This window comes from Paraburkholderia sp. BR10954 (assembly GCF_040965775.1).
GTDB lineage: Bacteria > Pseudomonadota > Gammaproteobacteria > Burkholderiales > Burkholderiaceae > Paraburkholderia > Paraburkholderia youngii.
This window is the reverse complement of record NZ_JBFRCK010000003.1, coordinates 456712-469574: the sequence shown is the minus strand read 5'-3', so window position 1 is coordinate 469574 and position 12863 is coordinate 456712. Positions and strand designations below refer to the sequence as shown.

Here is a 12863-nt window from a genome sequence, read left to right as displayed (position 1 = left end):
ACGACCTCGATCGCGTCGGTAACGGTTATCAAAAGTCCGCGGGCGCGGCCTTGTCGGCGACACGCGCGTCGAGCGCGGCTTCGCACTGCTCGATTTCTTCGCTGCTCATCGGCTTGCCCAGCAGATAACCCTGCGCATGCGTGCAACCGCAGACGCGCACGAAATTGAGCTGCTCCTGGGTTTCGATGCCCTCTGCCGTGGTCGGCATGCCGATCTCGCGCGCAAGTGCGACGATGCCGCGCACCACGGCCGCGGATTCGCGCCCATGCACGGCCTCGCGCACGAACGAGCTGTCGATCTTCAGCTTGTCGAACGAGAAGCGCACCAGCGTCGACATCGTCGAAAAGCCGGTGCCGAAGTCGTCGAGCGCCAGCCCGATGCCCAAGGCGCGCAACCGGGTGATATTGCGGCGGGTCACTTCATCGTCGTTCAGCAGTGCCGTTTCAGTGACCTCTAGATTGAGCCGCGTCGGCGGCAGCCTGGTTTTCCGAAGTATGGCCGTCACCGTCGATGCGAACGATTCCTCGCGCAACTGCACCGGCGATACGTTGACCGCGACGATCACCTTGTCGCGCCACGTCGACGCCGCCATGCACGATTGCAGCAGCACCCATTCGCCCAACAGGAGAATCAGGCCGGTGCGCTCGGCGGTCGGAATGAACGCCGACGGCGACAACTCGCCGCGCGTCGGATGAGCCCAGCGAATCAGCGCCTCGCGACCCGCTACCGCGCCGGTGTGAAGATCGATGATCGGCTGATACTCCATGCGCAAACCATCGAACGACTTCAGCGCGCCTTCGAGGTCGCTGCGCAGCAGGCTCAGGCTTTCGTCGGATACGTGCTTCTCGGCATCGAAAATCGCAAACGCGCTTTTGCCGCTGCGCTTGACGCCATACAGCGCGCGGTCGGCGCAGATCAGCAATTGCGGACCGGTATTCGCATGTTCGGGGTACAGCGCGATGCCGACGCTCGCGCCGATATGCACGAGCGCTTCGCTCAGCACGAACGGCCGCGCCAGCGTTCTGACGATGCGATCAGCCAGCACGCGCACGTCGCGAAGCTGCCCGGCGCCGTCCGCAATCGCCACGAACTCGTCGCCCGCGAGGCGGCCAACCTGGTCGCCGCTTGGCAGCACGTCGCGCAAACGCGTCGCCGCTTCCTGCAGAATCCGGTCGCCGGCGGCATGGCCGAGACTGTCGTTGATCGCCTTGAAGCCATCGAGGTCGATCAGCAGCACCGCGAACGCCCCGCCCTGCCCAGTCGAACTCTCGCCGGTGCGCTCGAGCAGCAGCTCGCTGATGCGCGCGCGATTCGGCAAACCGGTCAAGCTGTCCTGGCGCGCGAGGCGATGACTGTTTTCGCGCGCGAGCAGCAACGCGACGGTGTCGCGATTGCTGCGCAGCGCAACCGTGAAAAAGCCGGCCGCGCAAAACGGTGCCTGAAATAGCAACACGAGCTTGCCATTGCCTGGCGACATCGCCGCGCCGATACTCAGAAAGCTCAGAATAAATACGATCTGCAATAACGCAAGCCGCGGCGTGCTCGCATTACGTCCGGCCAACCCGCCGATTACACCGACCGCGCAAACGTTTCCAAGCAGAAAAAGCGTGGGACTCCCGCTGATATTGCACAGAAATGTGCCGAAGCCGAATAGCGCGCTCCACAACAGACTCGCGAAAAGAAACGCGGAAGTCGGTGTGGGCAGCCCTTTCGCGGCGCGCGTGCGGCATAGCCAGATCAACAGGAGCCGCACGATCAGCAATGCGACGACCGCAATGCCCCACGCGGCATACAGCGGAATCGGATAAAGATAATACGCAGTCGCGCAAACGCTAATTTCGCAAATCGATGCGAATATGATAGAAGCGGTTCGTGTAAACAGGTTGGCGAGCAGAATCTGCCGGTTGTCCGGACTCAGGTTCTGAGCCGAAGACACGAGCCACTTGAAAAATGGAGACCTTGGTTCGGTAAAAGCCATGACCTGCGCATTCGACGGTTGGTGGGTCCGAATCGGCATGCGAATGGACGGCTCGTGCAACGATTACATAAACATAAAATATCAGATTAATGCGGGCAATGGCGTGAAATGACTATTAGCCGCGCTTTTATAAGCACTGACCGCCGCTAATCCCCAGTGACTCGACCCGGTGCGAGCGTTTCGGAGCGCACGTTGTTGCGGCGCAGCGCCCCGCTCGGTTGGCGTCATTCCGATGTTGCGCAAAGGCAATAAAAAAGAGGAAGAGCGTGGCTCTTCCTCCTTGACGATTTCCGCGTGCCCGGCTTCCCGAGTCGCGATCGCCGGCCTTGCTTTAGTCGTACAGCACGGCTACGATCTTCGGATCGTTGATGTTGGTCTTGTCGTACCAGTAGAAACCGGTATCGATCTTCTTCGGCAGCTTCTCGCCATGCAGCGCCTTGACCGCCGAGTCGACCGTGCACTTGCCGATACCGACCGGGTTCTGCGTAATCGCGCCGGCCATCAAGCCCGACATGATGTTGTCCTTCTGCTCCTTGCCGGAGTCGAAGCCGATCAGCACGAGTTTCTTGCCCGACTCCTTGATGCCAATCGCTGCGCCATCCGCGGAACCTTCGTTCGCGCCGAAGATGCCCTTCAGGTTCGGATTCGCCTGGATCATGGCCTTGGCGATTTCCGCCGACTTCAGGTGGTCGCCGGCGCCGTATTGCACGGACACGATCTTGATGTTCGGATGCTTCGACTTGATCTGATTGACGAAACCGTCGCGACGATCGACACCGGTGCGGCTGGTCTGGTCGTGCACGATGACGCCGACTTCGCCGGAATTGCCGATGAACTCGGCCATCTTGTCGGCGGCGAGCGCGGCGGCGGCGAGGTTGTCCGTTGCGCAGGTCGTCAACGGAATATCGCTGTCGACGCCAGAGTCGAATGCGATCACCTGAATCTTGTCGTTCTGCGCGCGCTTGAGCAAGGGGATGGCCGCCTTGCTGTCGAGTGCCGCAATACCGATCGCCTGCGGTTTCTTCGCGAGCGCGGCCGACAGCATATCGATCTGCTTGTCGACCATCGCTTCGGTTTCCGGTCCCTCGAACGTGATCCTGACGTTGTTCGCTTTCGCGGACTGCTCGGCACCCGATTTGACGGCTTGCCAGAACTGATGCTGGAAGCCTTTCGAAATAAGCGGAATATACGGTTCATCCGCATACGCGAGACTGCTTCCGCCAACGAGCGCACCGACACCGACCACGATACCGATTAGTCTTCTCTTCAACATGGGGCCTCCTCCAATGGTTGGGCTATCAAGCCGCTATCGAGCTTTCGAGGGAGCCTTCACGTGCCCTCTCTCTGCTGCTCCTGCGTTCCCTGCTTATTTGCTGCTTCCTTGCTCCTACATCAACTTCCCCGGCTGCGCCGCAGAATGTCCGCATACACCGCCAGAATGATGATCAAACCCGTCACGACGATCTGCCACTCCTGCGCGACCGACATGATGCGCAGCCCGTTGGTCAGCACGCTCATGATGAAAGCGCCGATGATGGTGCCGAGGATCGTGCCCGAACCGCCGCTCAACGACGTGCCGCCGATCACGACCGCCGCGATCGCATCGAGCTCGTAGCCCTGACCGAGCGCCGGCTGCGCGGAATTGAGCCGCGACGCGATCAGGAGACCCGCGATGCCGCAGATCGCGCCGCCCACGCCGTAAATCGCGATCTTCCAGCGATCGACATTGACGCCCGAAAGCCGTACCGCTTCTTCATTGCTGCCGAGTGCGAATGTGTAGCGGCCGAGCGCAGTGCGATTGAGCGTAATGGAACTGACGATCGCGAGAAAGAACAAAATAAGTACCGCATTCGGAATCGGCACGCTCGGCAGGAAATAGCCGATCAGCGAGTCCTGGGAAATACGGTAGAAGTTCTCGGTATCGGTGAAATAGATCGGCTTGTCGGCCGACACGACGAGCGAAAGCCCTTTGAGCAGCATCATCATGCCGAGCGTCGCGATGAATGGCGGAATCTTCATTTTCGCGGTCAAGGTGCCCGATATCGTGCCGCATACCGCGCCAGTCGCCAGTGCCGCGAGTACGCCCATCCACATCGGCAGATGCCAGTAAGTGAGAAATACACCGCAAATCACGGCGGTGAACGTCATCAACGTACCAACCGACAGATCGATACCCCCAGTGATGATCACGAACGTGGCCGCGATCGCCAGCACGCCGTTCACAGCGGTCGCCTGCAAAATGCCGAGGATGTTGTCCATCTGCATGAAGGCCGGTGACGCGAAGCTGAAGAACACCAGCAGCAGAATGAGGCTCGCGAACGCGAGCATCTTTTGCACGGCGGTCGGCGCAAAAATTCGCGCTTTCAGCCCGGAAGTGCGCCGTTCGTTGTCCAGCGCCGCGGTATCCGTTTGCATTGTCATGTCATAGACCTCTTCAGGCTTGTGCCGTTTTCAGGGATTCGCGCTGCGTCGCGAGATGCATGATGCGCTCCTGCGTCGCTTCGCCGGCGGACAGCTCGCCGGTAATGCGGCCCTCGCACATCACGACGATGCGGTCGCTCATGCGCAGAACTTCGGGCAGCTCGGAGGAGATCATCACGATCGCCTTGCCTTGCGCCGCCAGCGAGCGCAGCAGCTTGTAGATTTCGCTTTTCGCGCCGACGTCGATACCGCGCGTCGGTTCGTCGAAGAACAGGACATCGCAATCGCGCTCGAGCCATTTCGCAATCACGATCTTTTGCTGATTGCCGCCCGACAGGAGCCGAACCTGCTGCGTCGCCGAAGGCGTGCGAATCGCAAGCAGCTTGATGAAGTGCTGCGCTCTTTTGCGAATCTGCCCGCTGCGCAGGAACATATTGAGCGACAGGAACTTGCCGAGATCGGACATCACGATGTTCGATTCGACATCCATTCCGGTGGCCAGACCGAAGCGCTTGCGATCTTCCGACAGATAGCCGATGCCGCGCTTGACCGCATCACTGGGCCTTTTGATCGACGCCTTCACGCCCTTCACAAAAATCTCGCCCGATTCGACCGGATCGGCACCGAACACCGCACGCGCGAGCTCCGTGCGGCCCGCGCCCATCAAGCCGGCGAAGCCGAGTATTTCGCCCTTGCGCAATTCGAAACTGACGTCGCGCACGAGCGGACCCGCGACGAGATTTTTGACTTCGAGCGCGAGTTCGCCTTTCGCCGGCGCGCTCTCCACCGGCGCGATGTCGCTGAGCGTGCGCCCGACCATCATGCCGATGATCGTCTGGACGCTGGTGCCCTCGGTCGGAACGGTGGCCACATACTCGCCGTCGCGCATCACCGTGACGCGATCGGTGATCTGCTTCAACTCGTCCATCTTGTGCGAGATATAGACGACGCCGACGCCGCGCTCTTTCAATTGACGGATGATCCGGAACAACTCGGCAATCTCGGCATCGTTGAGCGCGGAGGTGGGCTCGTCCATGATTAGCACGCGCGAATCGAAAGACAGGGCTTTCGCGATCTCGACCATCTGCTGACTCGCGACGGTCAACGTGCCGACTATCTTGCGCGGATCGAGCTTCACGTGCATGCGGGCCAAGATCTCGCGTGCCTGCGCATTCAGCTTGTCTTCGTCGAGGAACAGACCCAGACCCTTGCGCGGCTCTCGGCCGATAAAGATGTTCTGCGCGATGCTCAGATGATTCATCAGTTGCAGTTCCTGATGAATGATGCCGATGCCGACGGCTTGCGCGTCGCGCGGGCCTTGAAAGTCGACGGGTTTGCCGTCGAACAGAATTTCGCCGGAATCGCGCGTATAGACGCCGGCAAGAATCTTCATCAGCGTCGACTTGCCGGCGCCGTTCTCGCCCATCAGCGCGTGGACCTCGCCGGCCATGAGTTCGAAGCGGACGTCATGAAGTGCTCTAACGCCCGGAAAGCTCTTGCAAAGCTTGTTGACGGAAATGAGTGGGTTCATGTACTGATCTGTCGACGGTTGTCTATATCACCAACGCTTTTACGGTGGAGCTTTTTACGACTCGACAACGGCTTTCATTGCAGCTTTCATTCAAGGCGCGAACAGGTCGGGCCGCTCTTTTGCGGACCGGTGCAATTCGGCGACGACCTGGTCGAGATGATCGTGCATCGCTTTCGCGGCCGCATCGCCGTCGCCGGCGCAAAGAGCCTTGAAGATGCTCTCGTGCTCTTCCAGCGTATGCACGACCCGTTCCGGACTTGCGAGCAATTGCCGCGCGCGGTCCAGCGCATTGCGCGACACCGCGACGATTTCCTTCACGCGCGGCAGGTTGACCGCGTCGAGCAGGATTTCATGGAAAGCCAGATCGAGCGCATGAAACGCCAGACGTTCGCCACTTCCAGCCAGAGCGCGCTGCTGGTCGAGATTGCTGGCCAATGCGTCGAGCGTGGCCCGGTCGTGCATTCGCGCCACGCCGCGCACCGTCTCGACCTCAAGTGCGCTGCGGATGAATAGATGCTGGCGGATGTCGTCGAGCGCGATCGGTTTGACGCGCGTGCCGCGCTGCGGCAATACCTCGACGAGACCCGCATGCGCAAGCCTTGCCAACGCGGACGACACCGGAAAGCGCGACACCCCCATCCGTTCGCACACGGCCATCTTGTCGATCATCATGCCGGGTTCCAACGCCAACGTAACGATCGCTTCTCGCAACGCCGCCTCGACCGCGTCGGTCAAACTGCCGCGCTCGCCACCGCCAACTTTTTGCAGTGCGACATAAGGATTGCCAGCGGCATTCTCCAGTTCGGCTGACGAGTTCACGGAGGCCTTGATTTCGAGAGAACATGCTAGCATGCTAGAAAGGGAATGCCGTGTTGTCAACGCGTACAAATGCCTGGGGAATACCTAGGGATGCCTGGTATCTGGGAACCAAGGGCTTACCCGTACACGCGGCAGGAACGCGCACATGGAGAACGTGCGCATGTAGCCGATCCCGTCTGCGTCCGCAGACGACAAGCCGATAGCCATAGCCCCGGAGGGTGCGCAGATGACGACGATCACAAGGCTGTCCGTTCGGGACATCCGGTTTCCCACCTCACGTTCACTGGACGGCTCCGACGCGATGAATACCGCGCCGGATTACTCCGCCACCTACGTCACGCTCGAAACCGACACGCCGAACCTGATCGGCCACGGTCTCACGTTCACGATTGGCCGCGGCAATGAAATCTGCGTGACTGCCGTGAATGCACTCACGCCACTGATCGTCGGCAAGAAGCTCGAAGATATCGCCGCGAATATGGGTGCTTTCTGGCGCGCATTCACTTCGGATAGCCAACTACGCTGGATCGGTCCGGACAAGGGCGCGATTCATCTTGCCACCGCGGCGGTCGTCAACGCTGTGTGGGACCTGTGGGCGAAATCCGGCGGCAAGCCGGTCTGGAAGCTGCTGGTCGACATGAGTCCGGAAGAACTCGTGCGCTGCCTCGACTTTCGTTACGTGACCGATGCTATCACGCCGCACGAAGCACTCGCGATGCTGCATCGTCATGCGAAGACCAAAGGCGAGCGAGAAAAGGAAATGCTCGCGCACGGCTATCCGGCCTATACGACATCCGCAGGATGGCTCGGTTACGACGACAACAAGATTCGCCGGCTCGCGCGCGAAGGCGTCGCGCAGGGATGGACGCATTTCAAGCAGAAGGTCGGTGGCGACCTGGAAGAAGACGTGCGGCGTGCGCGCATTCTGCGCGAGGAGATCGGCGAGAACCTGAAGCTGATGATGGACGCCAACCAGGTGTGGGACGTCGATGAGGCGATCGCGAACATGCGTCGTCTCGCCGAGTTCGACCCGTGGTGGATCGAGGAGCCAACCAGTCCCGACGACATCCTCGGTCATGCGGCGATTCGCCGGCGGCTCGGTTCGATTGGCGTCGCAACCGGCGAGCATTGCCACAATCGCGTGATGTTCAAGCAACTGCTGCAGGCGCAAGCCGTCGACTTTTGCCAGATCGACAGTTGTCGGCTCGGTGGACTCAACGAAGTGATCGTCGTTCTGCTGATGGCCGCGAAGTTCGGTGTGCCGGTGTGCCCGCATGCGGGTGGCGTCGGCTTGTGCGAGTACGTGCAGCATATTTCGCTGTTCGACTATATCTGCGTGTCGGCGTCGCTCGAAAATCGCGTGCTCGAATATGTCGATCATCTGCACGAGCATTTCGTGGACCCCGTGGTGATCCGCAACGGGCACTACATGCCGCCACAACGGCCGGGCTATAGCATCGAAATGCTGGAAGGGACATTGGACAAGTACTGGTATCCGGAAGGAGCGGCGTGGCAGGAATGAAGCCGGACGGTAAGGGTTTCATTTGCGTCCCTTCAGGCGTATAACGGCAGACTTCGCTCACGCTGTTATCGCCCGATTCGATGCGCACCGCCCGCCCCTTACCGCCTCTGCTTTCGCTGCGCGCCTTCGAAGCCGCCGCGCGCCACCTGAGTTTCAGCCGCGCGGCGCAAGAACTGTTCGTCACGCAAAGCGCGGTCAGCCACCATATCCAGAAGCTCGAAGCCGATCTGGGTATCGCGCTATTCGAGCGCCAAACGCGAGCGATTGAACTCACCGGGACAGGCCGCGCGTACTATGCGAAAGTCCACGCCGCTTTCGAACTGCTGCGGCTCGGCACCAGCGAAGTGCGAGCATTCTCCACCGAACGCAAAACGCTGAACGTGGGCCTGCTGTCTTCATTCGCGAGTCGCTGGCTCGCATCGCGTCTGCATACGTTCCCGCTCGCGCATCCGGATATCGAACTGCAATTGCGGCCCGACATCGCACTCGCCGATGTGCCGGGCGGCGAAGTCGACGTGGCGATTCGCTATGGACGCGGCGGCTGGCCGGGTGTCGCTTCGCAAAGGCTCATGTCCGAGCGTCTTTCGCCGGTGTGCAGTCCGTCGCTGCTTGCGGGCAGAAAGCGTCCGCGCAAAGCACTGGACCTGCTGCGTTTCCCATTGCTGATTTCTTACTCGACGCATTCGTTCGAATGGGAAGCATGGTCGCGTCATGCCGGCCTCGATCTCGGCGACGCGCAACGCGTGCAATTGCACGACTACAACATCGTCGTCGAAGCGGCGCTGGCCGGACAGGGCATCGCAATGGGCCGCCATCGGCTGATCGCGCAGCAGCTCGCGCAAGGCTCGCTGGTACCGGCATTGCCCGACGCGGTGCTCGACGATCCCCGCATCGGCTGGTGGCTCGTCACCCGCAAGGGCAAGCTCGACGCCGCCGCGACCGCATTCCGCTCCTGGATCATACAAACGGCGCAGAAGGACCGGCTCGGCTGAACGCATTAGTTTGGCTCATGCGTCAGGCACGAAAAATCGTTGGTCGCGTGCAGCGCGAATCAATAGCATCGAAGCTTTCCCGTCACTAAAACGGTACCCTTCCGATGACCTCCTCGATTACCTCCCGCGCCGCCAGCCTCGGCCTGACGCTTGAATCCGCGTCCGCACCCGCTGCCAATTACGTACCATTCGTGCAAGAAGGCAATCTGCTTCACATTTCTGGTCAGATTTCGCGCAACAACGGACAGCCTGCATATCTCGGGCGTCTCGGCGACAATATCAGCGACGCCGAAGGCGCTCAGGCCGCGCGGCTGTCGGCGCTCGGTGTCGTCGCGCAGATCGTCGCGGCGACAGGCGACCGGCTCGAGCGCGTGGCGCGCGTCGTGCGCCTGAACGTGTTCATCGCGAGCACGCCGGCGTTCAGTGCGCAGAGCACGGTTGCCAATGGCGCGTCGGACGTGATGGTGCAAATCTTCGGCGACGCCGGCCGTCACGCGCGCAGCGCGGTTGGTGTCGCGTCGCTTCCGGCGGGAGTCGCCGTCGAAGTCGAAGCGGTTGTCGCATTGAAAAACGCCTGAATTCCACTCATACACTCGGAGCCGCCAATGTCTTCTCCGCTGTCGCCCGCAGTCATCGATGCATTACGTGCCCGCACACCCGGTGTTCTCAGTACCACGCATTTCAATCATGCGGGCGCGTCGCTGCCGTCGGCCGCCACGCTCGAAGCGATTCACGCGCATCTGTTGCGCGAAGCGTCGATGGGACCCATGGAAGCGGGCGCGGCTGCTAGCGATCAAACCGAGCGGGCCCGCACGCTCGCCGCGCGACTGCTGAACGCTCAGCCCGCCGAGATCGCGCTGACGACCGGCAACTCGCCGGGCTGGGGCGCAGCTTTCGCGGCGTTGGGTCCGTGGCGCGAGGGGCAACGCATCCTCGTTGCGCGGCACGAATGGGGCGGCAATCTCGCGACGATGCGTCTTCTGGCGCAGCGCGCGGGTGCATCGATAGAGACGATTCCTTCCGATGCGAGCGGCAGGGTCGATCCTGGCGCACTCGAAGCCATGCTCGACGACAGAGTCCGACTGATTGCACTCACGTGGCTACCGGCCAATGGCGGACTGATCAATCCGGCTGCCGCGGTTGGGCAGATAGCGCGCCGTCACGGGATTACGTATTTCATCGATGCGGCGCAGGCCATCGGACAACTGCCGATCGACGTCGTCGAACTCGGCTGCGACGTGCTGGCGGGCGTGGGCCGCAAGGCACTGCGGGGACCGCGCGGCACCGGGCTGTTATTCGTGCGGCGGGATTTTCTGCCCCGCTTGATGCCAGCCTTCGTCGACACCCATTCCGCGCCGCTCGACGCCAACGGCGAGCCGGTACTGCGCGACGATGCCGCGCGTCTCGAATCATCGGAAGCATCGATTGCACTGCATTGCGGATTGGCGAATGCATTGGACGAAGCGCTGGAAATCGGCATCGACAATATCCGCGCGCAGATCGATCGGACCGCGCAGCTATTACGCGAGCGGTTGGCCGCGATGCCGGGCGTGTCCGTACTCGACCAGGGTGTCGAACGATCCGGTCTGGTGTCGTTCAACGTCGCCGGACTCGACGCCATGTCGGTGCGACGCGCATTGGCGGCACAGGGCATCACGATCGGCTCGAATGGCGTCGGGTACACGCCGTTCGATATGACGATCAGAGGGCTGACGCAGATCGCGCGCGCATCGGTCAGCTATCTAACCACTGACGCCGAAGTTGATAAATTGCTGGCTGGAATACGGACGTTGGCGCATTAAGTACTCAGAGCGAGTTTTGCGTCAATCAAATGAATAGAAGCGTCTCTTTCAACTCTCTCGCCGGCCCACGACCATGAACTCCGCCTTATCGCACCGCCTCGATTTATCAAGGTTTCCGCGGCACGCGCTTCTCGAAGGCCCGACGCCAATTCAGCACCTTGCGCGTCTGAGCGCTCGCCTCGGCGGCGCGGACATCTACGTCAAAAGAGAAGATCTGACGGGATTGGGTGGCGGCGGCAACAAGCTGCGCAAGCTCGAATTCCTGATTGGCGAAGCGCTCGCGCGTGGCGCGGACACCATCATTACCGTCGGCGCACGCCAATCGAACCATGCGCGCCTGACGGCGGCCGCGGCGGCTCGCGTCGGACTTCAATGCGAGCTGGTGCTGACGAGAACCGTGCCCCGTTCCGATCACGACTACATGGAGAACGGCAACGTGCTGCTCGATGCTCTATTCGATGCTCGCGTGCACGATCTTCCCGGCACGGCCAACGCACTGCAATTCGCCGAGGAACGCGCGAACGAGTTGCAGACGCAGGGTCGTAACGTGTATGTGTGTCCGTTGGGCGGTTCGAGCCCGGCCGGTTGCCTCGGCTATGCGGACTGCGCCGCTGAAATCATCGCGCAATCGCAAGCGCAAAACGTGGCTTTCGATCGCATCGTGGTGCCGAACGGAAGCGGCGGCATGCATGCGGGACTGGTTGCGGGTTTGGTTGCGCTGGGCTTGGACCCGTCACGTATTGCGGCATTCACGGTGTATGGGAATGCCGGGCATGCGCGCACGATTACCCTGGATAAAGCGAATCAGACGGTTCGATTGATCGACCCAAGCCTAAGCGTGAATGATGACGCGATCTCGATCGACGAAGCGCAGCTTGGACCCGGCTACGGCATTCCAACCGATAACATGCGCGCTGCCGTTCGGCTGATGGCATCGACGGAAGGTCTGCTGCTCGATCCCGTGTATAGCGGCAAAGCATTTGCGGGTCTCGTCGAAAACGTGAGTGCCGGCAAGTATCCTGCCGGACAGAAAATTCTATTCGTGATGAGCGGCGGACTTCCCGGGCTATTTGCCTATCGGAACGAGTTCTGAGCGATGAAGCGCCACGAAAGTGAGTCGCAGAAGAAGCGGAGACAACGCGATGGTCTGGTATGGGCCGCCGTTGTCTGAAGAAAGCGCGAAGCGCTTGAAGATTCGAACCAACGATTCGAAATGGTGCCCAGGGCGGGATTTGAACCCACACGCCTTTCGGCGCTACCCCCTCAAGATAGTGCGTCTACCAATTTCGCCACCTGGGCAGAGGGGCGCCATTGTATCAGCTAAAAATTTTTTTTGAAGCCCCTCGCGTGATTTTGTTCGACGGCTGCGATACCGGTCGAAAACCGATGTGGTCTTCACGCAGTTACGCTGCCCGGCGTCCGATTCAAGCTCTGCCCGCAGCCTCGCAACAGCTAGTAAGGTTTGACGTTTGTGGGCCGCTACTCCGGCGAATGCGGCAAATGGTGGGCCGCTATGCTCGCACGCTGATGCGCTGAAAGAGCGCCCTCCACTGCCAACACGCCATGTCACCACGACGCACACATTCTTCGCGACTTCGGTATCGTCTTCTTCTCGCGTCGCTGCTGACGTCGCTATCCATGCTGCAGGGTTGCGCAACGACGGCGGAAAATGTTGCTGTAGGCTTTGGTCTCGGCGCAGTCGGCACCGTGTCGGCGTTAGGCTGCCTGCTGGCCTGCGATATGGCCAATCCGCACTGGTGAAAGGCCGCACGGCATGCAACGGGCGGTTAGTATTCCA

At 61.0% G+C, this 12863-nt stretch carries 10 protein-coding genes and 1 tRNA gene; 5 read left to right on the top strand and 6 right to left on the bottom strand.

Annotated elements, in window-relative coordinates:
- Nucleotides 1–28: 28 nt before the first annotated feature.
- The 5 genes from AB4Y34_RS07180 to AB4Y34_RS07160 all read right to left on the bottom strand — a co-directional run bounded on the left by AB4Y34_RS07180 (nucleotide 29) and on the right by AB4Y34_RS07160 (nucleotide 6782).
- Nucleotides 29–1978 carry a putative bifunctional diguanylate cyclase/phosphodiesterase gene (locus AB4Y34_RS07180; protein WP_368715635.1) on the bottom strand — a complete coding sequence of 650 codons (1950 nt, stop codon included), beginning with the start codon at nucleotides 1976–1978 and terminating at the stop codon, nucleotides 29–31.
- 331 nt (nucleotides 1979–2309) lie between these two features.
- Nucleotides 2310–3251: an ABC transporter substrate-binding protein gene (locus AB4Y34_RS07175; RefSeq protein WP_176382976.1), complete on the bottom strand. Its 942-nt coding sequence runs from the start codon at nucleotides 3249–3251 to the stop codon at nucleotides 2310–2312.
- Between the two features lie 119 nt (nucleotides 3252–3370).
- The gene (locus tag AB4Y34_RS07170) at nucleotides 3371–4399 is read right to left on the bottom strand and encodes an ABC transporter permease (protein WP_013092574.1); all 1029 of its coding nucleotides are present in this window, start codon (nucleotides 4397–4399) and stop codon (nucleotides 3371–3373) included.
- A 13-nt stretch (nucleotides 4400–4412) separates the two neighbouring features.
- Nucleotides 4413–5930 (bottom strand): sugar ABC transporter ATP-binding protein, encoded by a 1518-nt coding sequence (locus tag AB4Y34_RS07165; RefSeq protein WP_368715634.1) that lies wholly within the window; start codon nucleotides 5928–5930, stop codon nucleotides 4413–4415.
- 90 nt (nucleotides 5931–6020) lie between these two features.
- On the bottom strand, nucleotides 6021–6782 hold the full coding sequence (locus tag AB4Y34_RS07160) for a GntR family transcriptional regulator (protein ID WP_176382980.1): 762 nt from the start codon (nucleotides 6780–6782) through the stop codon (nucleotides 6021–6023).
- A gap of 193 nt (nucleotides 6783–6975) precedes the next feature.
- Here AB4Y34_RS07160 and AB4Y34_RS07155 point away from each other — a divergent pair, with 193 nt between their 5' ends.
- From AB4Y34_RS07155 to AB4Y34_RS07135, 5 genes are all read left to right on the top strand, one after another.
- On the top strand, nucleotides 6976–8271 hold the full coding sequence (locus AB4Y34_RS07155) for an L-fuconate dehydratase (RefSeq protein ID WP_368715633.1): 1296 nt from the start codon (nucleotides 6976–6978) through the stop codon (nucleotides 8269–8271).
- 80 nt (nucleotides 8272–8351) lie between these two features.
- Nucleotides 8352–9263, top strand: a complete 912-nt coding sequence (gene gcvA, locus AB4Y34_RS07150) for a transcriptional regulator GcvA (protein ID WP_176382985.1) — start codon at nucleotides 8352–8354, stop codon at nucleotides 9261–9263.
- Nucleotides 9264–9367: 104 nt separating this feature from the next.
- A complete protein-coding gene (locus AB4Y34_RS07145) occupies nucleotides 9368–9841 on the top strand; it encodes a RidA family protein (protein ID WP_176121049.1) in 474 nt (157 codons plus the stop codon).
- Nucleotides 9842–9868: 27 nt separating this feature from the next.
- The gene (locus tag AB4Y34_RS07140) at nucleotides 9869–11065 is read left to right on the top strand and encodes an aminotransferase class V-fold PLP-dependent enzyme (protein WP_368715632.1); all 1197 of its coding nucleotides are present in this window, start codon (nucleotides 9869–9871) and stop codon (nucleotides 11063–11065) included.
- A gap of 73 nt (nucleotides 11066–11138) precedes the next feature.
- Nucleotides 11139–12158, top strand: a complete 1020-nt coding sequence (locus tag AB4Y34_RS07135; protein ID WP_368715631.1) for a D-cysteine desulfhydrase family protein — start codon at nucleotides 11139–11141, stop codon at nucleotides 12156–12158.
- A gap of 121 nt (nucleotides 12159–12279) precedes the next feature.
- On the opposite strand, the gene AB4Y34_RS07130 is transcribed toward AB4Y34_RS07135, so the two are convergent.
- Nucleotides 12280–12364 (bottom strand) — tRNA-Leu (locus AB4Y34_RS07130).
- Between the last annotated feature and the right edge of the window lie 499 nt (nucleotides 12365–12863).